The sequence below is a fragment of the Trichocoleus sp. FACHB-591 genome (genome assembly GCF_014695845.1).
Lineage (GTDB): Bacteria > Cyanobacteriota > Cyanobacteriia > FACHB-46 > FACHB-46 > Trichocoleus.
The window spans coordinates 418972-444500 of record NZ_JACJPA010000045.1 but is presented as its reverse complement, the minus strand read 5'-3'; the positions used below and the strand labels follow the sequence as shown (position 1 = coordinate 444500).

24 protein-coding genes are annotated in these 25529 nt (G+C 49.7%); 11 read left to right on the top strand and 13 right to left on the bottom strand.

The genetic code is table 11. From position 1 onward, the window contains the following. Positions 1 to 14: 14 nt before the first annotated feature. From H6F90_RS10160 to H6F90_RS10145, 4 genes are all read left to right on the top strand, one after another. Positions 15 to 1118, top strand: a complete 1104-nt coding sequence (locus tag H6F90_RS10160; RefSeq protein ID WP_370587985.1) for an ABC transporter ATP-binding protein — start codon at positions 15 to 17, stop codon at positions 1116 to 1118. A 77-nt stretch (positions 1119 to 1195) separates the two neighbouring features. Then, positions 1196 to 1738 carry a hypothetical protein gene (locus H6F90_RS10155; protein ID WP_190552343.1) on the top strand — a complete coding sequence of 181 codons (543 nt, stop codon included), beginning with the start codon at positions 1196 to 1198 and terminating at the stop codon, positions 1736 to 1738. 129 nt (positions 1739 to 1867) lie between these two features. After that, the gene (locus H6F90_RS10150) at positions 1868 to 2761 is read left to right on the top strand and encodes a hypothetical protein (RefSeq protein ID WP_190552342.1); all 894 of its coding nucleotides are present in this window, start codon (positions 1868 to 1870) and stop codon (positions 2759 to 2761) included. Between the two features lie 19 nt (positions 2762 to 2780). Next, complete coding sequence (locus H6F90_RS10145; RefSeq protein WP_190552341.1) at positions 2781 to 3533, top strand: DUF2996 domain-containing protein; 753 nt, start codon at positions 2781 to 2783, stop codon at positions 3531 to 3533. Positions 3534 to 3541: 8 nt separating this feature from the next. On the opposite strand, the gene H6F90_RS10140 is transcribed toward H6F90_RS10145, so the two are convergent. Beyond that, positions 3542 to 4012 (bottom strand): NINE protein, encoded by a 471-nt coding sequence (locus H6F90_RS10140; protein WP_190552340.1) that lies wholly within the window; start codon positions 4010 to 4012, stop codon positions 3542 to 3544. Between the two features lie 141 nt (positions 4013 to 4153). Here H6F90_RS10140 and H6F90_RS31460 point away from each other — a divergent pair, with 141 nt between their 5' ends. The 6 genes from H6F90_RS31460 (at position 4154) to H6F90_RS10110 (ending at position 10248) form a co-directional block, all read left to right on the top strand. Beyond that, positions 4154 to 6241: a M48 family metalloprotease gene (locus H6F90_RS31460; protein WP_370587984.1), complete on the top strand. Its 2088-nt coding sequence runs from the start codon at positions 4154 to 4156 to the stop codon at positions 6239 to 6241. Positions 6242 to 6275: 34 nt separating this feature from the next. Further along, positions 6276 to 6752, top strand: coding sequence for an N-acetyltransferase (locus H6F90_RS10130; RefSeq protein ID WP_190552339.1), 477 nt, complete (start codon positions 6276 to 6278; stop codon positions 6750 to 6752). A gap of 256 nt (positions 6753 to 7008) precedes the next feature. Next, a complete protein-coding gene (locus H6F90_RS10125) occupies positions 7009 to 8073 on the top strand; it encodes an NAD(P)-dependent alcohol dehydrogenase (protein WP_304941002.1) in 1065 nt (354 codons plus the stop codon). 11 nt (positions 8074 to 8084) lie between these two features. Then, complete coding sequence (locus tag H6F90_RS10120; RefSeq protein WP_190552338.1) at positions 8085 to 8222, top strand: hypothetical protein; 138 nt, start codon at positions 8085 to 8087, stop codon at positions 8220 to 8222. A gap of 98 nt (positions 8223 to 8320) precedes the next feature. Continuing rightward, positions 8321 to 9397 carry a magnesium-protoporphyrin IX monomethyl ester (oxidative) cyclase gene (gene acsF / locus H6F90_RS10115; protein WP_190439787.1) on the top strand — a complete coding sequence of 359 codons (1077 nt, stop codon included), beginning with the start codon at positions 8321 to 8323 and terminating at the stop codon, positions 9395 to 9397. A gap of 95 nt (positions 9398 to 9492) precedes the next feature. Continuing rightward, positions 9493 to 10248 (top strand): hypothetical protein, encoded by a 756-nt coding sequence (locus tag H6F90_RS10110; protein WP_242024400.1) that lies wholly within the window; start codon positions 9493 to 9495, stop codon positions 10246 to 10248. A 23-nt stretch (positions 10249 to 10271) separates the two neighbouring features. On the opposite strand, the gene H6F90_RS10105 is transcribed toward H6F90_RS10110, so the two are convergent. The 5 genes from H6F90_RS10105 to H6F90_RS10085 all read right to left on the bottom strand — a co-directional run bounded on the left by H6F90_RS10105 (position 10272) and on the right by H6F90_RS10085 (position 17091). Continuing rightward, entirely contained in the window at positions 10272 to 11087 is an 816-nt protein-coding gene (locus tag H6F90_RS10105) for a PIG-L deacetylase family protein (protein WP_190552337.1), read from the bottom strand. Positions 11088 to 11119: 32 nt separating this feature from the next. Then, a complete protein-coding gene (locus H6F90_RS10100) occupies positions 11120 to 11983 on the bottom strand; it encodes a glycosyltransferase family 2 protein (RefSeq protein ID WP_190552336.1) in 864 nt (287 codons plus the stop codon). A gap of 679 nt (positions 11984 to 12662) precedes the next feature. Beyond that, the gene (locus H6F90_RS10095; protein ID WP_190552335.1) at positions 12663 to 13772 is read right to left on the bottom strand and encodes an NC domain-containing protein; all 1110 of its coding nucleotides are present in this window, start codon (positions 13770 to 13772) and stop codon (positions 12663 to 12665) included. A gap of 114 nt (positions 13773 to 13886) precedes the next feature. Next, positions 13887 to 16109, bottom strand: coding sequence for a GAF domain-containing protein (locus H6F90_RS10090; protein ID WP_190552334.1), 2223 nt, complete (start codon positions 16107 to 16109; stop codon positions 13887 to 13889). Positions 16110 to 16284: 175 nt separating this feature from the next. After that, complete coding sequence (locus tag H6F90_RS10085; protein ID WP_190552333.1) at positions 16285 to 17091, bottom strand: MOSC domain-containing protein; 807 nt, start codon at positions 17089 to 17091, stop codon at positions 16285 to 16287. Between the two features lie 213 nt (positions 17092 to 17304). Here H6F90_RS10085 and H6F90_RS10080 point away from each other — a divergent pair, with 213 nt between their 5' ends. After that, the gene (locus tag H6F90_RS10080) at positions 17305 to 18114 is read left to right on the top strand and encodes a hypothetical protein (protein ID WP_190552332.1); all 810 of its coding nucleotides are present in this window, start codon (positions 17305 to 17307) and stop codon (positions 18112 to 18114) included. Between the two features lie 92 nt (positions 18115 to 18206). Here the strand turns inward: H6F90_RS10080 and H6F90_RS10075 are convergent, their stop codons facing one another. From H6F90_RS10075 to H6F90_RS10045, 7 genes are all read right to left on the bottom strand, one after another. Continuing rightward, complete coding sequence (locus H6F90_RS10075) at positions 18207 to 19046, bottom strand: metallophosphoesterase (protein WP_190552331.1); 840 nt, start codon at positions 19044 to 19046, stop codon at positions 18207 to 18209. 59 nt (positions 19047 to 19105) lie between these two features. Next, positions 19106 to 19789: a response regulator transcription factor gene (locus tag H6F90_RS10070; RefSeq protein ID WP_190439760.1), complete on the bottom strand. Its 684-nt coding sequence runs from the start codon at positions 19787 to 19789 to the stop codon at positions 19106 to 19108. Then, positions 19786 to 21267 carry a cell wall metabolism sensor histidine kinase WalK gene (locus H6F90_RS10065; RefSeq protein ID WP_190439757.1) on the bottom strand — a complete coding sequence of 494 codons (1482 nt, stop codon included), beginning with the start codon at positions 21265 to 21267 and terminating at the stop codon, positions 19786 to 19788. Before H6F90_RS10065 ends, H6F90_RS10070 begins: the two co-directional genes overlap by 4 nt. Before the next feature lie 137 nt (positions 21268 to 21404). Further along, entirely contained in the window at positions 21405 to 21956 is a 552-nt protein-coding gene (locus H6F90_RS10060; RefSeq protein ID WP_190552330.1) for an HD domain-containing protein, read from the bottom strand. 78 nt (positions 21957 to 22034) lie between these two features. Then, positions 22035 to 22487, bottom strand: a complete 453-nt coding sequence (locus H6F90_RS10055) for a nitrate reductase associated protein (protein ID WP_190552329.1) — start codon at positions 22485 to 22487, stop codon at positions 22035 to 22037. Between the two features lie 237 nt (positions 22488 to 22724). Beyond that, on the bottom strand, positions 22725 to 23189 hold the full coding sequence (locus tag H6F90_RS10050) for a phosphate-starvation-inducible PsiE family protein (RefSeq protein WP_190552328.1): 465 nt from the start codon (positions 23187 to 23189) through the stop codon (positions 22725 to 22727). A 20-nt stretch (positions 23190 to 23209) separates the two neighbouring features. Next, positions 23210 to 25420, bottom strand: coding sequence for a molybdopterin oxidoreductase family protein (locus H6F90_RS10045; RefSeq protein WP_190552327.1), 2211 nt, complete (start codon positions 25418 to 25420; stop codon positions 23210 to 23212). Positions 25421 to 25529 lie beyond the last annotated feature (109 nt).

Below are 25529 nucleotides of genomic sequence, written 5' to 3'. Positions count from 1 at the left end.
TTTGCTCTGTATCTATGTTTCCTCCGCCTAGCTCGACCATGACCCGACCCGTGATTCTGCAACTTGACCGCGTTACTAAACAATTTCCTACCAGCTCCACTGCTGCCGTAGAGGACGTGAACTTGACCTTGGCTCAAGGCGATTTACTGGCGCTCTTGGGGCCTTCAGGCTGCGGTAAAACCACGCTGTTGCGGATGATAGCTGGATTTGAACCGTTGCAGTCAGGCGCGATCGCCCTTGCAGGCAGAACTGTGGCTAGCCCAGGCACCTGGATACCCCCAGAGCAGCGATCGGTCGGCATGGTGTTTCAAGACTTTGCTCTGTTTCCACACTTGACCGTGGAGCAGAATGTGGCTTTTGGGTTGCAGAAAGTCGCAGACTCCGCGCAAATCAAGGCTAGAACCGCAGACGCGATCGCCCAAGTCAGATTGCAAGGGCTAGAAAACCGCTATCCCTACGAACTTTCTGGCGGCCAGCAGCAGCGAGTGGCTTTGGCGCGGGCCTTGGCTCCCCGTCCTGCCCTGATCTTGCTCGATGAACCTCTGAGCAATTTGGATGTGCAAGTCCGCTTACGCCTACGCGAAGAAATCCGCGAAGTGCTGAAATCTGCTGGCATTTCTGGGGTATTTGTCACCCATGACCAAGAAGAGGCATTAGCCATCTCAGACCAAGTTGCGGTGATGCAACAAGGGCGACTGGAGCAGCTTGGCACACCCGAGGAGGTTTACCACCATCCTGCTTCACGCTTTGTAGCCGAGTTTGTTACCCAAGCCAACTTTATAGCGGCGCAGCGGCAAGGGCAGCTTTGGCAAACGGAAGTGGGCCAGTTCAAATTGCCGCATGATGAATGGATCGAGAGCGAAATCGGCGACTTGATGGTACGTCAAGAAGATCTAGTGCTCGAAGCTGACAATGAAGCAGCCGTAGTGATCCGCGATCGCCACTTTTTAGGCCGAGAGTATTGTTACTGCCTCAGCACCCCTTCTGGAAAGGAATTGCACGCTCGTACTACCACTGCAATTAATCTACCAATTGGTACCCATGTGCAATTGTCGGTACCAGATCAGGCTTTACGTATCTTCCCGACTAATACACCCAAACTCGCAAAAACTCTGTAGTTTTCCAATAAGCCAAACGCGATCGCCATAATAGGGATGAATGTGTCCTTAAAACCCTTTTATGGCAGGAGTTAGCAATGATTTTTCCTCGCACGCGACAGATTTTAGCAGGGCTGTGTTTGTCCCTTTTGATATTCACCACAGCTTGTGCCCCAGAAGAGCCTTCCCGCTGGGATCAGGTGCAGCAAGAAACGACTCAGAAGCAACCAGCTACTGAAACCAAGACTACAACTGCTGCTAAGCCTACTTCCGGCGGTCAATTTAATAAGTTCTTTCCCCAGCCAGGCGGAGGGTATGAGCGTGTCTACACCCAAGAAAAAGCAGGTTTTGCGGAAGCCAAACTGAAGCAAGGGGGTAAAGATGTGGCAATGCTCGCGATCTCAGATACTGCTAGTAACCCCAGTGCTGCCGGCAAGTACCAACAAAGCACTAGAACGATTGCAGGCTACCCAGCGGTTGAGACAGGCACCAACTCAACTAGCGTTTTGGTGGGCAATCGCTATCAAGTCAAGGTACTCTCCCGTGACCCTGCTTTTACTAAGAGCGATCGCGAAGCATGGTTGCAAAGATTTGATCTTGACGGGTTAAGAAACTTACCGACGACTGCTCAAAAAAGGTAATAGCGCTGCCTCAGAAGTACTATCACTCCGGAAATCGGAGCTAAAGACTGTTTGAGTAAACGAGAACCATCAAAATCAGGGTAAATCTAGTCCATTGGCTAATAAATACAGAAATAAGGAGTCTTTGCTATGAGTCAGGCTAAACCAATCTTTGAGTTGGTTGATCAGCTACCCACGAATAACATGACCGTCTATGCCCTCAAAGCTCTAGACTTTGTGGTGCCTGGGCAATGGCAAAACTTAGTCGGGTTTGACAACACCATTCGCACCATCACAGGTGAAACAGACGAGGGGGTAATTCAACAAGTTGGCGAGCGGGCAATTCAGCTTTACAACGACCCCTCGCAAGGTTATCAACGAGCCATGTGGCTCTACCAAACCGTGAATAGTGCGGGGGGAGCTTTGGGTGCAGCCGCTTTAGCTAACAAAATCAGTGAGCGGGTATCGTTTCTGTCTTTTCTCGATCGCGTCACTCCCAAAGCTGACAAAGCGCAAACCATCGACTTGAGCTTGAAGCTGGTGACTGAGTTAGTCGCTTTTTGTCAAATCAACGGCATTCCCGGCGACAGCATTGGTGATTTCGTGGCGTCTTTGGGTGACTACAGTGGTGAATCTCTAATGCGGATGGCAGCGCTGGTTTGCTTCGATGGTTTGATTCCTCTGGGACCAGACTTCATTTTGAAAACTCAGTCGGCTCTAAGCCAACTCAATCCTGGAGACTTGACCCAGCATCCCGTCTTCAAGCAAATTGGTGGCTTAATTCCAGGAGGCAATCCCGCTGGACAACTCGGCTTTATCAACGAAAGTTTTGCTTCCACCCAAGGCTGGATGAGTAACTTTGTGACCTCGCGTAACCTAACTCCTGAGACCGTCGTGAGTCACTTGCAAAACTTCATTGAAATTTCCAATGACAAGTTAGACTATCTCGGCGCGTTCTTGGATATGACAACGAATTATTATGAACACACAGGGGTGCAAACCCTGGCTCGTCGCTTAATTGAACGAGCGGTTGCTGAGATCTAAGTGAAGGACTGACGAAGTAATGGCAGAACCCACCAATCACAATGACGCTGGAGAAGTCGCTCCTAGCACGGTTGACCAACAAGCCCCAGACGTTGCGGAAGAGAATGCGCCTAGCACTGATGAAGCGGTTGCAACGGATATTCCCTCGGCCAATGCTCCCGATCCAGCAACAGCCAACCCTGATGTGAACCCTAATGCGGCTGGAGAAAAACCCACTACTGAAGCCTCGCGTCCAGACGTTGATACGCAAACGGCAGTAGATAAGTCAGCAAAATCAGCTAAGGCTGATCCTGGCCCTGGCTCCACCGAGAAAGCCGCAGCCAAAAAAGCAGGTGCCGCTAAAGCTAAAGGAGACGATGCTGCTCCTGCTGCCAAAGCCAAGAAAGAAAAAGCACCCGCTGTTGAAGACAAGCCCTTTGCTGAGTTTGTCGGGCAACACTATCTGCCTGCGCTCAAGACAGCTCTCGAAAAGCAGGGATTGCAAAACCTGGATCTAAGCTTTGTCAACCAGAAAGTACAAGTTTCTGGTTTGACTGATGCCCCAGATTGCTGGCAGATCGTGGGTCGCTGGGAAGGAGGACGACGACAGTTCAATATCTACTTCTTTAAGGACGATATTCAAGGTCAGCGAGGCTTCTCTTTCTCAGACACGGGTCACAAAGCTAGTACCCTGGAGCCGTTCTTAATTGATGAGCGGAAGGTGACGTTGGATCTATTGCTTCTTGGTGCAGTCCAACGGCTGAATGCTCAGAAGTGGTTGGTGCGAAACTAACCTCTGGCTTACAGTTCTTTGAAGTCGTAGGTGATGACTCCGGTAACGGGATCGTTGTCAATGCCAACATATCCGGTTCTTACCATTTCTTGGAGAACCGTTTCAACTTCGGCAAAGCCAAGACCCGTTGCCATCACTCCTTGCGTCACAGACAATTTGCCTCCTCTGGCGGCAGCAGCTTCTAAAAGCCTGATCATGAGCTGTTCCCGGCTAGGCTTCAGAACTGTAGCTGCGACAGCAGGTTGGCTCAGTGGGACTCCAGTAGGCGACATACCTAGACGAGCACGGTATTTAAGGTTGTGCTCCTCTACCATGTCTGGAACTAGAAATAGATCAATAAATTGGCCCACGCCAAAAAGGCCCCAGGTCATCATCCAGAATAAGCCTGTGGCAATTTTGCCGTTGTAAAGACGATGTAGTCCAGATATCCCAAATAAGCAACCTAGCCAAAGCAGGTAGGAAGTTCCGACCTTATTCATATCACTGGCAAGTTAAGGTTTCTGGTTCAATCATAGATACTTTGCTGGGGAGTCAGCGTAAGTAGTTAGGGGCAAAAAGGGCAGCCAAAGAAACTGGGCGATCGCTAGGTTGTCGCGGTTAGACTTGGCACAATAAGCATAGTGAATGAATCACAAACTTTAATCAAAGCGTTGGGGGTTGTCATGGTGGCTAGATCTGGGCGATCGCTCAAAGGTGCTAGAGATCAAGGTGCTAGAGATCAAGGTGCTAAAGGTCAAAGTCGGATGCGCCGACAAGTGTTGCTGTTGAGCTTGTTGATGTTGCCTGTCGTACCAACGGCTGCGATCGCAGAAGTAATTGATTCAGCCTCCTCGACGACGCGATCGCCTGCTACTACTGTCGAAAATGCCACCTTTGAAGTTTCTGATTTAGTTTCTGATCGGCTGGTGGTTCCCGTGGAGTCGCCTGCGATCGCTGAAAATGTGGTGGTAGATGCTGTTCCTATCCCTACAACGGCAGACACCTCCATTTCTGATCCTGCGATCGCCACCCCCAACGCTGCCGAGCCATCCTCAACTCCAGCCAACCCAGGCACCCCTGAGCTATCCACGACAGCAACAGAAACATCAGCAGAACCGACTCAGGCAGAACTACCCACATCAGCTCCAGCGGAATCAACCCCTGAGACTAGCGATTCTGATACTTCCGTAGAACCAGAGTCAAAACCAGAACCGGATTCAGAGCCAAAAACTGATGAGGCAAGCGAGACTGAGCCGAGCGATTCTGACTCAGAGGAAGCTGAGAAACCTCCTACCCCAGAAGAACAAGCACGACAACAAAAGCTAATTGAGGCAGACCAACTTTACTTAGGTGGTCAGTTTCCTGCTGCCGAAAAGCTTTATCGAGAAGCCAAAACACCATTTACCAAAGAAGTGGCCGCGACAGAAGCCAGGCAGCGACCAGAGCCAATTCTAGACCCAGCCCAATTGTCTCCGGCGGGGCGAGTTTACTGGCGTGAGTCGGAAGCTGGGATGGCTCAGAACCTCAAGACTCGAATCTTTGTGCCACTGAGTATGTTGGTGGAGCAGCACCCCCAATTTGTGCCCGGACACTTGCGACTCGCCCAAGCGCTTAAAGATGACCAGCGCACCCCAGAGGCACTAACTGTTTTGGAACGAGCGACCGCCTTTTATCCCAACCAACCAGATTTGCTGAAAGCCAAGATCGAGCTCTTGGCCGAAACCGAACAATGGCTCGACGCTTCGATCGCGGCCCGGCAATTTGCTTTGCTCAACCCCAACGATCCAGCCGCACCCGAATTCGCCAAACTCGCTGAGGAGAATCTAGAGCGTTTCCGAGTCCACATGCGACGAGAGCTAAGAGGGAATGCGATCGCCAATGCGATTACTGGGGTGGCAGGTCTTGTGCTGACTGGCAATCCTTTTAGCCCTCTATCGGCGGTACAAACCACAGCCATGTTGATGCGAGGAGAAGCAGCGATCGGCGAGAGTGTGGCGAAGGATGCCAAAGAAGAGTTGGAACTAATCGATGATCCGCTAGTGGTGGATTATGTGAACGAGATTGGTCGTCGCATCGCTACGGTTGCAGGACGAGATTTCAAGTACGAGTTTCATGTGATTATGGACGATCGCCTCAATGCCTTTGCCTTGCCCGGAGGCAAGGTATTTCTCAATGCAGGAGCGATCGCTAAAACTAACTCCGAGGCGGAACTTGCTGGACTTTTGGCCCATGAGTTATCCCATTCGGTTCTATCTCATGGCTTTCAGTTAGTCGCTCAAGGGAATCTGATTTCCAGTGCCACGCAGTTCTTCCCGTTTGGTGGCACGATCGGCAATTTGGCTGTGCTCGACTATAGCCGAGACATGGAGCGGCAAGCCGATATTGTCGGCACCCGGATTTTAGCTTCCACAGGTTATGCAGCCGATGGGCTACGCAACTTGATGGTGACGCTAGAAAAAGAAGACAAAGACAGAATGCCTTTCAGTTGGCTCTCCTCGCACCCCATTACCAACGAACGGGTGGAATATCTGGAAAAACTGATTCAGGAGAACGGCTACAACCGTTACGCCTACGAGGGAGTCACACGACACAACACAGTGAAAGCCAGAGTTAAGCAACTGATCGCAGAGCGCAAACAATGCGAAAAGGAGAAGAAGAGTAGAAAAGAAAAACTAGAATGCCGGAAAAAACCAGAACAAAAGGCAGAACAAAAAACAGAAGAAAAATAAGTTAAAAAGGAGCGATCGCCTTTTACCAAAAGGTATGGCGACAGATTTGAATATTCGAATTGCAAGTGCAGCAGATCTCGAATCACTGGTACGACTAGCTGGGGCATTCCGGGATCAGCTGCGGCAATTGAGTCCTTCTAATGCAGAGTTTTGGGATGCGATCGCTCGGTTATTGCAAGATCCTGATACTGAATTTTTTCTGGCTCAAGATGCTCAAGGAAATGCTCTTGGGTATATCCAGTGCCGTTATCGTTATTCTGCTTGGGTCGTAGGCTACCAGGCTGAGCTAGAAGATGTCTTTGTGCTGCCAGAGGTGCGACGACAAGGCGCGGGGCGGCAACTGGTTCAGTTTGCTATTGATCGAGCCATTGAAAAAGGTTGTCGTTCAATCGGCCTCAATACAAATGAACGCAATATTGGTGCGATCGCCCTTTATCAACAGTTAGGACTGCGAGCGGAGCGATCGCTGTGGCATGGTGGACGACAACTTTGGCTAGAGAAAGCTTTGTAGCCGTAGAGTGTGAAGTGCAGAGTACGTACCGCTTCTTAAGACTGAGTCTGGTTGGCTTCAGCAATGAGGCGGACTAAGCCAAGAGATCAAACCTGAGGATGTCGTCTGGATTCGCTAGGTGTGAAACACTGGCACGGAGCTATAGCCACAACAGCCATGCCCCATATCGCCATTCAGAACTCGAAGGCAGGGGACTGGATGGAACAGGTCAGCAATGAGCATTAGCAGTGCCAAACGTAAACCATAGGAGCATTCATTGATTTACAACACGAAAGCCTATGCCGCAGCCAGTGCAACATCACCACTGACCTCTACCCAGATCAAGCGACGCAATCCAACTGAACACGATGTACAGATCGAAGTCTTGTTTTGCGGCATCTGTCACTCTGATGTTCATTCAGTACGTGACGAGTGGAGCGACTTCATGTCCACTACCTACCCGATTGTCCCGGGTCATGAGATCGTCGGTCGTGTAACTCAGGTTGGCTCAGCAGTGACCAAGTACAAGCCTGGCGATCTGGCTGCGATCGGCTGCATGGTTGATTCGGATTTGAATTGTCCTCGCTGCCAAGCTGGCTTTCAGCAGTTTTGTCACAATGTCATTTTCACCTACAACTCCCCAGACAAGCACAAGACTGCTCCAGTTACCTACGGGGGGTACTCCGATAGCATTGTCGCTGATGAACGCTTCGTTCTGCGAGTTCCAGAGAACCTCGATCCGGCTGGAGTCGCGCCGCTGCTTTGCGCCGGGATTACAACCTATTCACCCCTGCGCCACTGGGGTGTTACCGAGGGCAAGAAGGTTGGCGTGGTTGGTCTGGGCGGGCTGGGACACATGGGTGTGAAATTCGCCCATGCGTTCGGTGCTCACGTTGTTGTCTTTACCACCTCGCCTGACAAGACGGAAGACGCGCTTCGCCTCGGTGCTGATGAAGTGGTCGTTTCCCGTAATGCTGACGAGATGAAGAAGCACGAGGACAGCTTCGATTTCATTCTCGATACCGTCTCCGCCAAACACGACATCAATGCCTATCTCAACCTGCTCCGCCTCGACGGTAACATTACCCTAGTTGGTGCACCAGAGAAGCCTCTGGATATCGCGGCATTCAGCCTTCTCGTGGGTCGCCGCAGTCTTTCTGGCTCTATGATCGGCGGCATCCCAGAAACCCAGGAAATGCTCGACTTCTGCGGTCAGCACAATATCACTGCTGATGTTGAAGTTGTCCCTATCCAAAAGGTCAACGAAGCTTACGATCGCCTGCTCAAATCTGATGTGAAGTACCGCTTTGTCATTGATATGGCTTCCTTGAAATCGGAATAGAGGCGGGGAGCGTGGATACCAACCGCTTGGAGTATCGCGATCGCGCCTTGTCTGCACCTTTGTCTTTACTAAGACTCACAGAAGTTGACGCGATGTTGCAACTCTTAACACGATCGCCTCGCTTCAACCTCTCAGACCTTGTAAACTAAAGTGCATAGAAAATGCCGCATTTACGTCTTGGCTTCCTCTGTATTGCTTTCATGGCTCTAGACCTGAGGCACAGAATCATAAAAGAGCAGAAACACCTATGGTAGATTCCCTCAAGAAACCTGGTTTTGAAGAACTGAAGCCAGGAATCAAAGTCCCCGCAAAGGAAACCATCCTCACTCCTCGGTTCTACACCACCGACTTTGATGAGATGGCAAAGATGGACATCTCTCCCAACGAGGACGAGTTGAGAGCCATCCTGGAAGAATTTCGGGCTGACTACAATCGCCACCATTTTGTGCGGGATGCTGAGTTTGAGCAATCTTGGGATCACATTGATGGCGAAACCCGTCAGCTATTTATTGAGTTTCTAGAGCGCTCTTGCACCGCTGAGTTCTCTGGCTTCCTGCTCTACAAAGAACTAGCTCGCAAGCTGAAAGACAAGAACCCCTTGCTAGCAGAGTGCTTCTCGCTCATGTCGCGGGATGAGGCGCGTCACGCTGGTTTCCTCAACAAGGCAATGACCGACTTCAACATGTCGCTCGACTTGGGTTTCTTGACCAAGAGCCGCAGCTACACCTTCTTCAAGCCGAAGTTTATCTTCTACGCGACTTACCTCTCTGAAAAGATTGGCTACTGGCGGTACATCACGATCTTCCGTCACCTAGAGTCGCACCCTGAGAATCGCATCTACCCCATTTTCCGATTCTTTGATAACTGGTGCCAAGATGAGAACCGTCATGGTGATTTCTTTGACGCCATCATGAAGGCTCAGCCCCAGTTCCTCAACGATTGGAAGGCAAAACTCTGGAGTCGCTTCTTCTTGCTCTCCGTGTTTGCCACCATGTACCTCAATGACCTTCAGCGCTCTGGCTTCTACGCTTCTCTGGGCCTGAATGCACGGGATTATGATCTGCATGTGATCAACAAGACCAACGAAACTGCGGGTCGCGTTTTCCCCGTGATTTTGGATGTAGAAAATCCTAAATTCGTGGCTCGGATGGATAAGGCGGCTGAGGCTTTTCTGAAGCTGAACAAGGTCATTGAGTCTAACCAGCCCAAAGCCGTGAAGTTCTTCCAGAAGCTACCACACATCGGTTCGATCGCTTGGCAAATGCTGCGGTTGTACCTGATGAAGCCGATTGATATGGTGGCTCTAGAAGGCACTGTACGCTAACGTTTCAGATTGGCTCCGAATGCTGGCGGTTCTGTTGAATGCAGAACCGTTTTTTTATGGGAACCTGCTTGATTCTTCACCCATCAATTGCTTGCATGGAGAGACAAATCATTTATTGGCAATGGCTGCGATCGCCTTTCCGCTTGGGACTGTTTGCCAGCTTACTGATCGGGCTTTTTAGTGGGAATAATTGGGCTGTGGCTCAGGAAGCTCCTGGGCCTAACACCCAATCCCCTGAGGTGTCTCAGGCTGCGAGTGACTTGGATTTAAAGCCAGAGGTCATTGAAGAAAGTCCGGTGTTGCAGCGTTGGTTACGCGAGGTGCCCGATGTGTTGTCAGAAATTAAACATGATCCGAGTTTTCGGACGCGAGTTCGGGCAGGCTACTCTCAGTTTCCTTCCACAGATCACGCTGGCGGTTGGAATGTGGGTGTGGAGGATATTTTTTTAGGGCGAAGTGGCTTAACGGTGAGTGGGGAATATCAAGCTGCGTTTAATGGCGATCGCGAAGCTTATGGCGGAGATGTGCGTTACTATGTGCGGCCTTTGGGTAGCTATGTCAATGTTGCGCCTGTGGTGGGCTACCGCCATTTGGAAACCAATCAGTACTCAACGGATGGAGTGAATGTCGGGGTACGAGTTTTGTTGGTGATGTCTCGTACTGGCGCTGCTGACGTCTCCTTAACCCAAAGTTGGGTGTCTCCTGGTTCGGATGAGGAAGTGGGTCTGACGACGCTGTCGGCTGGTTATGCGGTGACGAGCAATCTACGCTTATCTACGGATATCCAAAAACAAAACTCCCGCTTTGCTAAGGATAGCCGTGTGGGAGTTTCTTTGGAGTGGATGCCTTAATGCTGAAGGGTTGTAAGTTAACTCTATTTCTGATTCGCTTCTGGTCGGAAGAAGATTTCGTAGGGAGACAGAAAGCGATCGAGAAAGCCTGGAGGCAGCAGGGGTTTTGTTTCGGGTGGCAATGGTTGATATTGTGAGCGATACACCTCTAGAGCCTGCCGTTTGCGATCGCGCATAGCGATAATTGGCAAACGGTAAGCATTTTTTAGCTCCGGTGCGCTAAAGTCCCAGACCCAAGGTTTCCACAGAGACCAGACTGGATATTGAATTAACTCTGCTGGGATTCCAGAAGCCAGAAGAGCTGTGTGAATCAGCTCATAGGCCGCTATGTGGTCGGCGTTCACATCTTTTCGATAGGGGACATATACTTCTTCGGGCCTGATGGTCTGCAATAGCTGAACTAGCTGGGTGAGCATTTGCTGGCGCTCGCTACTCGATAATTTGGGCAGATGACCATCTAGTTGGCTCAAGAAGTGGATTTGAGATGGCTGAACACTCAAGATTTGCAAGGCATCAATCGCCTCCTGTTGGCGAATTCGTACCATCTCCTCTCCTTTAATAAAAGGATGTTTTGGATGCGAGGAGCGGCCATCTGTCAAAAACACAACCTGAATCGGGATGTTTTGTTCTTGTTTGAGGGCAATTAAGCCGCCACATCCCAGACTTTCATCATCTTGATGGGGTGCAAAAACAATCGCTGATTTCTGGCTCAGATGCATAGGCCGACTGTTAACCAGTAACCAGCGCCACAAAGCTGGAGCGTAGATGGTTCGCTTGAACCGGAAATTTAGAGATTCCCGTTTGCGATGTAACTTCTGGAAAAATCTGCTTAATAACATTAGATATTGCACCCTCAAACCTGACAAAACTTTTAGAGCGCCCAAACTTTGTACTTGATGCTTCCCTGGAGACGGCCCCACCGCCACGCTAATCTCCAACACCATTGGCGGCGGCTTTCTAACGAGCGGACTTGTGGCATTTCTTGGAGCAAGCGGCCCCAAGATTTTAAGCCCGTCTTCCAAGAAAATGGGTGCATCCCTAACGCTTGGTATTTTTTGTAAAGCAGCACCTCAGACTCGGCCCACTGTCTTGCTTGTCGATACATACCTGTCAAGGTTGGGCGGTAACGCACGTAGAGTACCGCACCAGGAACGAAGTGTAGCTTTACGCCGGATAGTTGCAGTCGCCAGCAATAATCGATGTCTTCTAACCGCAAAACTGACTCATCAAAGCCACCCATAGCTTCGTGCAGCGATCGCTTAACTCCCATTCCTCCACCGCCTGTAAACAGCAGATGCGGCATGTAGCGGCTTTTGGGCAATTCAGTTTCTTGAGTACAGGGGTGGGCTCTCACCAGCCAAGACTCGTTGAGTTTATTGGGGTCAAATCGACACCCCACGAAGTCATATTCAGCCAGCGCCTGCCCCATTGCTGCCACCCAACCTGGTGCAACCTCATCATCGGCATCACAAAAAGCGAGTGCTTCACCTTGAGCTGCTCTCGTCCCTGCATTACGGGCAGGACCTGCGCCCGCTTTGTGGGAGGCATCGACAATCCGTAAGTTGGGGATTCGACTCTGATATTGACGTACAATCTCCAGTGAAGCGTCGGTGGAGCCATTGTCCGCAACGATTACTTCCCACGGCTCCGACCACTGCTGTTGCGCCAAGGCGTCTAACTGTTTAGCGATTGTATTGGCTGCATTGAAACAAGCAATAATGACACTTAATTTCATCAAATCTCCAGGGCTATTTCAGCCAGGTCAACTTCTTGGCTCCATTGATTACGACTTTGCTCTAGTTGTCAGCACAACCAGTCCACCAGCGTGACTAGTAGGTGGGGTGATGCATCGAAGGCACAATATCGAATAGGTTAGTTTTTCGGTACTACAACGTTAGGCCACGCTCAGTAACGCTGCGATCGCGGTGTCCACTTAAGCACTCCTAATGGGGTAATTGGTTGGTCAGCGAGACTAATAAACGATGAGGATTATTGAGGGTTATTACTGAATCTAATCAGTTCTTAAAATAACTTAAAGCAGCTAGATTCGGTATTATTACGGAGCTGTATAAATATTCCTCCAATTTAGTTAAGTCTGCCAGCTGTCAACGCCATCTTTTATTCGATCTTTAAACTTAAGCGGAGAATTTATAAGGCAGTATGAATGTTAGTGATACAAGGGCTACATCCTCTTGTCTTAGGTGAGCTTTTAAGCTAATAAGGGCAGTCTGTGTGATCACTACGCATTTTCAGGCTGCTAACTTGACGACTGCAATTGCCTCTACGTTTGAAAACTCATACAAAGCGATCACCTTATACTGAGTTGCAACCCAATCTGTAATTCTGGAACTAGTGCTGAATGCTGAGAACTTTTTAGCTGATTATGAGGTTACGACTAATAAAGTGACTTAGTATTAATTTACACTAATGAGTTTTAGCGGTTCGGATGGCATGATATACATCAGTTTGGCTCCCTCAGGTTGGGCTTCTGCTGGTTTGAGTTGCAGCCATTCCTGAAAGCTGATGCCTAGTTGAGCGATCGCCTGTACTTCACCTTGATACGCTTCAAAACGACGATACGTTTCAATCATTGCCTCCATTTTTTCCATCACTTTAGGCAGTTTGGAGTAAATCAAGGCTCCGTTGTTCTTGAACTGCGTATACTCTATGACTGCATCTGGAAGTGAGCGTACCCACTGGTCGTTGCTTTGGGCAATCTTAAAAAAGTTTGAGCGCTGCTCTTGAAATATAGAATTCTCGTTTAGCTCTGGATTTAGCCACTTATAAACATGGGTCAATCTTGATAAATCAATCTCTTCATTTAAGGAGGGATGTAAGTAAGCAGCAGGGTTAGTTGTAAGCAGGATATTGATATATTTTTCAAGCCGAGAACGAAGAACTATATTGCCTTTTTGCAAGCAAAGAGATGCTGTAGTTGGCTCTCCTGGCTCTAAATGGCAACGTGCCTCAGCAATACAGGCTAGAAATAATGTTAGAAGATGCTTATCCGCAGCTCGGCTGCTAGACTCGATTGCACTATCGGCATATGCAAGGTAATGTTCCTTGGCTTCCAAGAAGCGATTAATTGCTTGAGCAGCAAAAACTTTGCGATTATCAGGATCAGCCATTGTAAAAGCAAAATCTGCCAAGCTTATCGCTGCACGAAGATTTGCATAAAATGACAGGTCAATTTTGACGGCTAATTGCTCATTAGATTTCAAGAGGACTTCTTTGGTTTGCTGTAGCTGTTTCTCGACATGATCTAGGCGATCGCTCACCATCTGGAATCCCATTACTGAGACACCTAGATTAATGATCGAAACTCCTAAATTAAGGACGCTAGCAACAGAACCGATGTCAGAGAGAATTCCAGGCATTGAGCTTGGTACAATTTCACGCAACCATTGAACTGTACGTTTTGTCTGTGTTTCACGAATCATTCCTCCTACTCTTTCATAAGTGCCGTCTGCGAGACCTTTTTTGATCTCGTCTGTCAGCACAAATGTTGTTGTAACTGTAGTCATAAATTTCTATTCTTCTTGTGAATACGAGCTAACTCTAATATTCTTTGTTAGAGTTCCCGAAAATTAGCTAACCCTTAACCACTAAAGAACATGGAAATCTAATTATGAAAAATTTTAATTTTCAAAATGTCCTAGAGGACTATTAAGAGGTAATTCAACAATAAAATTAGTTAAATTTTTATCACTCTGCACCTGAATTGAACCACCTAAATGTGTAACTAATTTACGAACTAAAGCTAAGCCTAATCCGGTGCCTGCTTGTTTCCAGGGGTCAGAACTAGGAATGCGGTAGAACTTGTCAAAAATTCGGGTTTGTTCGTTTGGTGGAATTTCTACACCAGAATTACTGACACTCAACTGCAAAGTTTCTGATTGAGCAGTAGCCGAGACGGTAATATGTTCTTGAGCAGGAGTGTATTTACAAGCATTGCTGAGTAACTCAGCTAAAAGGCGCTCTAGATGTGAAGCATCAGACACGAGAAAAGGTAATTGATCGGGAAGCTGAAGTTGGAGTGTTTGCTGTAAATTGTTTGCTTGTTCTACAAAAGGCTCAATGATTGCAGGTAGCCAATTGTGCAAATTAATTACCCCTAACTCTAAGGATTGATTGCCTGCATCAAGCCGTTGCAGATCAAGCAAATCATCAATTAAATTAATTTCTCGCTCACATTCATCTTTGAGAATTTGTAGATAGCGAGTAGTTTTACTGCCTTCTGGATGAGATTGATCAGCGTATTTAGTGCGCTCTTTTTGTAGGGATAATTCCAGCATGTGAGTTGCCATTTTCATGCTAGCCATTGGGGTTCGTAACTCATGGGAAACCGTGCTGAGAAATTCATCCTTAAGGCGATTCAGCTTTTCGAGCGCTTCTACTTGAGCTTGGGAAGATTGGTACAGCCGAGCTTGGCGGATGGCGATCGCGCACTGATTTGTTACCTGAAGCACCAAGCGAATTTCTAGCTCATTAAAAACTGCATACTTTTCCTTAAACAGCCACAAGTCGCCAATCACACCTTGGTCATCAAAAATGGGGCAAGCCAACATTGCTAAGCGGCCTCGACCGGAGGCTGGGGTGACTTCGCAAAACTGCGAATACTGTCCTTGGTGAAGTTGCTGATAAATTTCGGGAAATTCAACTGCTTTTGGCACTAAGCGGCAGCCTACCGTATTAGGCATCATGTACTCGTGAGGAATCTTGGCGCAGAGCTGCTCTCCCCCATAAAGGCTGGTACCACAGCAAGAAACTCCCAACACATTCACGAGTTCTGCTATTGCTGTTTCAAGGATTTGGCTCTCATCAAGGCTGTCACGAACTTTATCGGTAATCCGTTTCAGCATTGCTTCATACTCCAGCGCTCGCTGCAATTGAGTCGTGCGCTCCTGCACTTGGCATTCTAAGTCGGCGTTGAGATGTTGGACCTGCTGGTAAAGCTCTGATTGCTGAATCGCGATCGCTACTTGGGTTGTGAGTCGTTCCACCAACTTGATTTCGGAAGGTTGCCAGCGCCGGGGGCCAGAGCAATGATGAGCCAGGAGTAGTCCCCACAGTTGGTCTCCTTGCAAGATCGGCACGACTAAGTTGGCGCGGACGTTAAATTGAGCCAACAAGTTAATGTGACAAGGCGCAATCCCGGCGGTGTAAATATCCTCGACTGCTCGCACATGGCCCTGCTTGTACTGCGTAATGTAGGTGAGGGCGAAGCAAGGATCTTTCGTATTCTTGCCCAACACAGAGGGCCATTCGCTTCCAACCGATTCGACTGCGATCGTGCCGCTCCAGTCTGGTTCAAAACGATAAACGCTGACGCGATCGGTTTGAAGAAACTGTCGTACCTCGACAACCGTGGTGTTGAGGATATCTTCTAAATTGAGCGATTGCCGGATGCGTTGCGAAATCACTCCCATCAAGTGTTCCCACTCGGTTTGTTGGTGCAGTTCTACCATCGCTTTGCTGGCTTGAAGCAACCGCCGCACCCGTTGCCGTAACACGGCCCAATGGATCGGTTTGGTGATGTAGTCCGTAGCTCCTGCGGCAAAGGCTTGATCAACCGAAGCTTGGTCATCTAGTGCGGTGATCACCAATAGAGGGGTGCGATCGCCTCCTGGTAATGTTTTGAGCTGACGGCAACAGGTGAAGCCATCCATCACAGGCATGATGGCATCGAGCAAGACAATGTCTGGGCGGAGGCGAGCATAAATCGTCAAACACTGCTCTCCGTCTCGCGCTTCGGCGACTCGGTATCCTTCTTCCTCCATGGTTTCTCGTAACAGCGATCGCGCCGTTTTATTGTCATCGACAATGAGAATTAGAGGAGCATCTGGAGAGACAGAACTCATGCTGGCACTTCTAGTCTGGGGCAGACTGCATTGGGGGTAAATAGAAGCTTTGTAGTGAACTTCTAGTGAATAAAGTTTTTGTTTATAATCTGCCCTAGTATGCCCACTGTTCAAGGTTCTCTATAGGGCAAAAGCGCGGATTCTACATCGGCCACCCCAGCAAGAAAGTCCGCAATTAAGAGGATGTCACTTCAATCAAGCGATCGCCGATCGCAACTGTACCGCCTTGGATCACCGTAGCTAGGACTCCAGTTTGGCGATGACCCAAAGTGGGTTGCAAGGCCGCGAAAATGGAGCAATCTTGCATGCCTGTATCTGGATTGACATCAACATTGACACAACGGTTGATCGGCGCTGCGATTGCCACTTGAGCAGTACCCAGTTGAAAGGTTTTGCCGACCCAACTCAACTCTTCCCAAGCAGGAATGCCTGTGAGCATAACGTTGGGTCGGAAGCGGCGCGGATCAACGGCATGTCCTAACTTCTGGCCTAAATCTTCTAAGCTGGCTTGGTTGATCAGCGAAATATGGACAGGATCGCGGTCAGGGTAGCGGGTGCTGTTGCCGTCGCCCACTAAACACAAAGGTGCTTTCTCTGGATGGCGAGCGGTGGCAGTGGGTTGCAGCGCCGCTAAGTATCCGGTAAAAAAAGCGCCAATGCGATCGCGCCCTTTGGGTGTGTTAGTCACTTCAGCTAACAACTCTACCCCTTGCTGCTTCACCATTAACTGGCTGGTGCCTGGGTCATACTCACAAGTTAAGCTGGCTAAACCAGGCCAGTCAGCCTGCATGGCAAAATTGTTTTTCCTCATCCACGGCACTTCGGCTTCTGACTCCATTGAGGCTGCATCGGCATACATCAGGGCAAAGCCGCGATCGCCTGGAATGCCGTGGCCTGCCTGGAGCGAGACGCGATCGCCAGCATGAGGGGTTAGCCCTTTGATGAAATAGGTAAACAGGTGGGTGACTTCTATGGTGCTCATCTATCTGTTGTGCGATCGCTCTTAGATCAAAATTTCATTTCTAATCCTGCCATTTATTCCGGATAGAGCCCTGCCTTCCTAGAAGAAAGGAATGGTAGATGCACCCTGAATTCAATCCCTGGCTTCGGCTGGGGGTTTTTTGTTTGTGTTCCAGTTGTAAATTTTTTAATCTGGATTCCGTAGGTTTAGAGCTAGGCATGTACTTTTAGATGCATGAGTATGCATCAAATCCGCGATCGCCACAAATATGCCATTCTTTCCTGGGCAGTTTTGCTGATCAGCCTCACGGAAACTCTTCTAGGAATTCCTACTCTAGCTCAGGGGAGTGGCAAACCCACCAACCAGTCACCGTTGCCGCCCGCCTATGTGGAGGCGATTGAGGATGCTAAGTTAGCAGAGCCGCAGGAAATTTACCGCAACCTCACACCCATCGTTTGGTACAACCCTGCTTTAGTTTGGGATCGAAGCCGCGTTTTAGTAACAGTGTGGACCACTTATTCTGGGTACGCCAGCCGAGTGGGTGGTTTGATGCGTTTGCCTCTCGATCTTTGGGTGACAGCGGCTCCCGATTTACAAAATTTCTGCAAAACCTACCGTCCTACCCAGAAAGTCTCCCTAGCCCATCGACTCAACCAACTGTTGGGGTTGCCTCCAGATGCAGCGAACCAGTCTCGATCCATCGTGGAATTGTGGGTAGAACCGAGACACCTGTTTCGTCCCACGCCTGACCCTGACATTAGCGATCGCGAGGCAACCTTAGAATTTCCGCTGAATGAGTTTGCTACAACCCCGCCGAGTTATCAGGAGTGGTTTAGCGCTCAGTTTGCCAGTCGCTACCCCGCTACGGGTAAGTCTTATCCCTGGACCCAACTGGGATACACCTATGACTGGGGCAGTCAATCAGATTGGCAACGGGTTAAGCCAAATCACCCCGCTCAGGTGGGCTTAAGCGAATTTGTGGTTCGCCAGGGAGCCCAGGTAACAGTTCGTTCTACTCAGAGCGCTGAAGCGTATTGCCGCTAGCTCAACCGTTGTCTAATATTAGATCGCCCTGCTGATTTAGGATAAACGACCTGAGCGGGCAGCCAACTCCAGGAAAATAGAGCATCACGTCCTTATGGATCCTGGCAAACGAGGGTAATCGCAGTGACTTCCGGTGGACAAAAGAGCCGCCCAGGGAGATAGGTACCCAGACCCCGGTTGACGTAAAGCAAATTATCTCCGACTTGATGTAGGCCGCTAGCCCATTCCCAATGCTGCACCACTCGGTGGCAATGTTTTCTCATAGATGGAATGGCGCTGCGGAGCGTTTTGGGAATGCTGTAGAAAACATCTTCGTACAATTTGGAAATTGTGCCAAAACCAGGGATGACAACTTGACCACCGTGAGTGTGACCAGAAAGTTGCAAATCTACGCGCCACTTTTGCAGAATTTGGGCCGTATCCGGGTTATGGGAAAGAACAATCCGGGGCAGAGCGGGATCTAGCTCGCTGAGGACTGGAGTGGGGGCAAACTCTCCCGACCAAAAATCGGCTAAACCCACAAAGGCCAAATCGCTGCCCAAGGGGTAAGCCACTTGATTCCACAAAACCTGAGCATCAATACTGGTGAGAGCAGCCGTAACTTCCGCTTGAGAGTGATCTTCGTGCAGATCGTGGTTGCCTAAAACTGCCAAGATGCCGAAGCGGCTGCGTAATTGCTTTAGATGCCGCACCAGATCATGAATGGGATCTGGCTCATCCGTGACATAGTCCCCGGTGAGCAAAATTAAATCTGGCTCCAAGGCATTACTAGCGGCGATCGCCTGGGTGAGTAAATCGTCTGAGAGCCGCAAACCATCGTAGTGAAAATCAGAAAACTGCACGAGCTTTGTATTGTGCAGAGCCGGAGGGAGCCCAGCGATCGCAACAGTCACAGGATCAACGCTTAACGGTCCAGTCAGGAGTCTGTGCATGGCTTCAGGATGGCTGACTTCACTGGCCTCAGCCTAGCATTTTAGGTCTGCAAATATACTCAGTCACGCAAGACGTAGCCTACCCCCCGTACGGTTTGAATCAAGCGTTTTTCTTGATTGGCTTCGAGTTTGAGGCGGAGATAGCGAATATAGACTTCAATAATGTTGGAGTCGCCCATGAAGTCGTAGCCCCAAACTTGCTCCAAAATGCGATCGCGGGTAATTACTTGGCGCGGGTGAGCCATGAGGAAATCCAGTAGATCAAATTCTTTCGCAGTGAGTTCAATGGCGCGATCACCCCGGAAGACTTCGCGAGTTTGGCGATTCAGACTGAGATCTGTGAACTGTAAAACTTCTGGTTCAGTTTCTTGCACTCGTCGGAGGTGGGCTCGGACTCGTGCTAGCAATTCTTCAATACTGAACGGTTTGACGACATAATCGTCGGCTCCTGCGTCCAGCCCTGCCACGCGATCGCTAACTTCATCCTTGGCCGTGAGGAGCACCACTGGAACTTTATCGCCTGTGGTGCGGAGGCGACGGCAGACTTCCAAACCTGACAAACCAGGCAGCATCCAGTCGAGAATAATTAAATCGGGCTTGGCATCTCGGGCTGTGGTCAGTCCTACGAAGCCATCGTGCGCCAGACTCACCTGATAGCCTTCATAGCTCAGCTCGAGCTCAATAAATCGAGCCAGCTTCACTTCATCTTCAACCACTAGGATGTGGGCTGGAGGGGCGGTCATAGTTTTACAGAGGGATTGGGTAGAGTGACCGTAAAGACGCTGCCCTCCCCTAGTTTGGAGCGCACCGTAATGCTGCCTCCCATACCTTCGACTAAGGTTTTCACAATCGACAGCCCCAGGCCACTGCCTCCAGTCGAGCGAGAACGAGCTTCATCCACGCGGTAGAAGCGCTCAAAGATGCGGGTTTGGTGGGGGAGATCAATACCGCAACCGCGATCGCTGACTTGGAGAGCGACAAACTCATCAAACTGATGCAAGCGTAGAGTTACAGGGGTGTGAGGCTCAGAATATTTAACCGCGTTATCGATCAGATTGATCAATACCTGTCGCAAACGGCTGCGATCGGCTTTGACGTGAATCGATTCTGCTCCGGAACCGTGGGCATCGAGACGCTCAATTTCAACTTGAATGGTATGACTACTGAATGGGTCTGCCATGCTAGCTACTTCGCGTAACAGTGCAGCTAAATCAATCGGTTCCCAAGAGAGATGCAAATAGCCGCTGTCGGCTCTCGCGAGATCGAGGAGGTCTTGCAACAACCGGATAATGCGCTCAGTTTCGACTGCGGCAATATCTAGGGCTTCCTGCTGAGCTTCTGTTAAGTTCTGGCTACGGCGCTGCATACTTTGCAGATAGCCGTGCACAATCGTCAGCGGCGTGCGTAATTCGTGAGAAACATTACTGACGAATTCTCGCTGTTGCGTCCAAGAGTCAGACAAGCGAGACAACATCGTATTGAAAGTCTGCGCTAAATCAGTGACTTCGCTAGGAGCACTATCGAGTTGTAATTGTGCTTGTCCCAAATCATCCACCGAAATAACTTGAGTCATCTGGCTCATCTCTCGCAAAGGTTGCAGCGATCGCCGAATATAAGACGCGATCGCCATGGCCAGCGCCAGAATTGCTAGCAAATTGACTAAGCTTAAGCTGCGAATCAAGCCTAAAAACCGAGCTTGATCCCGGGTAATATCTTGAGCAATATAGAGTTTGCCGATGCGAGTGCCGTTAATGGCTAAAGGCTCGCTACTGAGCAACAAATAAGAGCCATTAATCCAAGAACTTTGGGGTTTAGTCGGCAGCCAGGGCAGAGAATCCACTGCCGCCACAATTTGGCTGGCTCGCTCCGTTTTCAAAGTTTCGGCTTGGGCTAAAACACTGCCATCCGGTGCCCTAGCCCAAATGAGCAGATTCGGACTAGTGACGTTGTTGATGGCCCGTCGCAACCCAATGTCTACCGGAATCATTTCGCTGTACAGTTCCACATCGCGTGGCAAGCGATCGGTGAGATAGATAATATTTTGTTTGTGAGAATCAATCAGAATTTGGTAGGTCGTCCAAGTTGTCCAGATGGCCACCCCACCGAAACTGAGAACTGATGCCCCTATAATGCCAACCGTGAGCCGAAACTGTAGCGAAAATGGATCGATTCGCCCCTTGTTTTGAGTAATTTTTGTGAGCAAATCGCCAATGAGATTCATTCAACTAGCTATTGGTGAAGATTCAATTTTGTCTACTCAAAGCTATTTTTTTACTTCACAATCAAGTAAAAGTAAAACTTAAAAAGATGATGTGGCTCTAAACCAAATATTAGTTTTTCCTGAGAAAGTTAGATTCTTCAGCGATCGCTCAGTTGACTGATCCCTTGTTGATAAACCTGGTCAAATACAGCTTCTAACGGAGCGTGGTTACCCCGCATCTGATCCACCACCTGCTTTGCCCAGACAAAATACTCGCGCTGGCGATCGTAAGACCAATCCGCCGGAGGTGAGGCAATAATATCTCGCAAATTAGAGATTTTATCAGCCAGTTTCACCAACTTTGCCTTGTCACTTAAATGCGCTGCATGCTCAACTTGCTGTTGTTTTCGCTCTTGTTTAGGTAGAGATTTGTCATCTGTCACCTCTTTGACCAACTGCTGCACTTCCTCGCCAAACTCCTGGGCCAACTCAGCGAAAGTCGTTGCAGTATCCTCAACCGTGTCATGGAGTAGTGCTGCCATAATTACCGCTGGATCTGTGACTCCTCCGGTATTCCACAACAAATTCACCAAACTAATTGGGTGATTAATGTAAGGAGAAGCCTCCAAATCTTTGCGTCGTTGGTCTCGATGCTTACGCGCCGCAAAATCTAAAGCTTGCCAGATCAACCCAGCTTGTTGCGATTCCATAGAACTGCTCCACGTCAGCACCTCTAGTCTATGAACTACAAGACTAATTTAGCTCTGAGTAATTTTGCGGAGTTTTTGTCAGACCAACTGGAACTCCTGCATTGCTGGCAAAAAATTGCTGTTTTCATGACCCGACCGACTGAGTTTGAGCAGCACAAAGCGTTGCAGCGGTAAGAGCGATCGCCATTGCTCCAGCGTCAACCCTACCCCAGTTTCCGTAGCCTTCTCCTGCACACTCACTGGAATTGCAGTTTCATCCATCCAAGCAGGGCAGGCCTCAATCGGTAGATCACTCGCAGCGTGGCCCGTATGCTCCACAACTATCCGCTGTAAATGCTCCCGATAACTCACAACCTCCGCCTCCATCAGACAAGGGAGATCTACCAAAGATTGCCGCTCCCCTTGCGTAAACTGATGCCAATGTTGCAACTTCAACTTCACACCACAAGTATCCAGCTTGTAGCGCACCTGCATGGGAATACAACGGAGAGACTCAACAAAATCAGCTTCAAACTGGAAAAAGTCAGACATGAGGAGGGGAGTAGAGGAGGGAGGAAGGATGAGAGATGAAAAGTGAGGAGTCAGGAGTCAGGAGTGAGGAGTCAGGAGTGAGGAGTCAGGAGTGAGGAGTCAGAAGGAATGAAAAAAGAAATAGAACCAGAATCGAAACACTGACAGTTACGTTCGTTTGGAGGGGGCCTGGGGGACGCAACCGTCCCTCAGCAGGGGTTTGGGGGCGAGTGCCCCCAAGGCTCGGATTTCGTAAATTTAGTGCTCCTTAGCATTCACGTGACGAACCACCCAATAACTAATAGAGAGAGAGAAAATCGCGATCGCCAAACCAATCAACTCCACCCCTGTCGTCTTCTCAAAATCCAAAATAATAATTTTACGCGCCACCGCAATCAGCGAAGTCACCACCACCAGTTCCACTTGCACCACATGCTTGCGCAGATAAGCCGCAATATTTTCTAGAATCTCTAACGCAATCAAGATATTGAGAAATAGCCCAAAGATCTCAATCAGTGTGGTGCTAAATAACCCAAAAGGCTCAGAAAAGATCTCTAAAACTAGAAATCTCACCAAATCAATCACTGCTACGGCTAAAACCACCACCATAGCAATCGACAAAGCTCTAGAAACTAATGCCTCGGCCCCACCCAGGAACCTGAGAAAGTTCTCATTGCTGCCAGCATCGGCACATTGTCTGGTGACTTTTTTCAGCGATCGCATCTTTACAGCGCTCAGCCAGATTAAGAAGATGGTGCGAGAATACTCGATCGCGCGGCGGGATGCAAATTCTCTTGAGGACTCATACCCGCTTTGATCGGCACCAATTGCACCGCACAAGCTTTCAACTCTGGCTGTTTAGAATCGGGGCAACACTCTGGATGCGTCAGGGCATTCGCTTCGGCCTGGTCAGCCCACAAAAAGCCCCAATGCATCGGCACAAACACCGTCCCAGGTGCGATCGCCTTCGTTACCGTGACCGGAAAACGGGCCAACCCCCGCCGCGATCGCACCTCCACCCAATCTTTGTCCTGTAAGCCCAATTCAGACGCATCACGGGGATGAATTTCTAGAAAAGGATTGGGATGCATTTGCCGCGTTTTCTCAATTCGTCCGGTGCGAGTTTGGGTGTGCCAGTGACCGTAAAGGCGGCCTGTCGTCAGCACCAAAGGATATTCCGGATCAGGCCGTTCGGCTAAACCGCGAGAATGGTAAGCCCCAAATCGCGCCCGCCCATCGGGAGTGTGGAATCGAAGCTCTTGATAGAGTCTCGCAGGTTCTCCAGGCTTGACCTGACCCGAATCTCGACAAGGCCACTGAGCTGGGCCTTTAACTCGCAGGCGTTCGTGGCTCAGTCCCGTCATTTCGCAAGGGCGATCGCGAGTAACTTGAGCAAATTCAGCGTAGACCTCCGCAGAAGTCGTAAAGGCAAACTGCTGAGCAAATCCTAAGCGCCGCCCCACTTCCGCAAAGATTTCCCAATCCGCTTTCGCTTCACCCGGGCGATCGCGAAACGCCTGACAAAGTGTGACTCGTCGCTCCGAGTTAGTCATCACCCCAGTTTTTTCGCCCCACTGGGCTGCTGGCAAAAGTAGATGAGCATACTCAGCCGTCTCCGTGGGGAAATAAGCGTCTTGGTAAATAGTGAAGGGCGATCGCTTCAGCGCGGCTTTGGTGCGCTCCAAGTCAGGCATACTCACCGCAGGATTAGTGGCAGCAATCCACAGCACCCCTACGTCTCCCTGCTCTAACCCAGTGATCATTTCCCAAGCCGTCCGACCCGGATGCGGAGAAATCTGCCCAGGCTTCAGCCCCCAAAATTCCTCTAGTTCCGCTCGGTGCTGGGGATTTTGCACCACGCGGTAGCCTGGAAGCAAGTGAGCTAAGCCACCTGCCTCTCGGCCCCCCATCGCATTGGGTTGACCAGTTAGAGAAAATGGCCCCGCTCCGGGCTTGCCGATTTGCCCTGTCATCAGGTGCAGGTTGATCAAGGTTCGGACTTTAGCCGTACCTTCGCTAGATTGGTTGACTCCCATCGACCAGAGGGAAAGTACTCGCTCAGATTCTCCCCAATAACGAGCCGCAGTTTCCAAGTCTTCCACGGCAATGCCACAGCGCTGCGCCGTCATCTCAGGTGTGTAGTCTTGCATGACCTGAGCAAAGGCCGGGAAGTTAGCAGTGCATTCATCGATAAAGCTGACATCAAAATGGCCCCACCGCATCAGCAAGTGAGCCATGCCGTTCATTAAGTCGATATCAGTGCCAGGACGAATAGCTAAATGGAGATCTGCGGCTTGGGCGGTGGCGGTTTCGCGCGGATCAACCACAATCATTTTGACGTGGCGGTTTTGCTTGTGGTACTTCCGCAGGCGATTAAAAATGATGGGATGACATTCGGCAGTGTTAGTTCCAATCAGAAACGCGCAATCGGCCAGTTCTAGGTCGTCGTAGCAGCAGGGAGGACCATCTGCCCCGAAGCTTTGAATGTAACCAGAGACCGCTGAAGACATGCAAAGACGCGAATTGGCATCAAAGTTGTTGGTGCCGAGACACCCTTTCAGCAGTTTTTGGGCCGTGTAGTAGTCCTCGGTTTGGAATTGACCGGACCCGTACATGCAGATCGCTTCGGGCCCTTGCGTGTACCGGACAGTTTGCATGCGCTGCACGATGCAATCATAAGCTTCTTCCCAGGTAATGCGGCGAAACGGCTGGGTTAAAGTATCCCGCAGCATGGGGTAGAGCAGGCGGTCTTTATTCAACGATTCTGCGATGGTGGCTCCCTTGACGCAAACCATTCCGTGGCTAGAAGGATGAGCGCGATCGCCCCGGACTTGCCAAATGGGTGTACCAGCACTATCTCTGTTAATCGGCTTACCAGGCTGCGCGGGTGGCAACACTTCTAAGCCACAGCCAACACCGCAGTAAGGACAGAGAGTTTTAGTCGAGTCAGTCATAACTGTCGTCTATTGGTAACCGTACATCTAAGAGAAAAAATGGTAGCGTCAAGCGGCGAGAGCTATAGTGCTGCCTGCTTGACGCTTTTTCTCTGCTAGCGGTACGGAT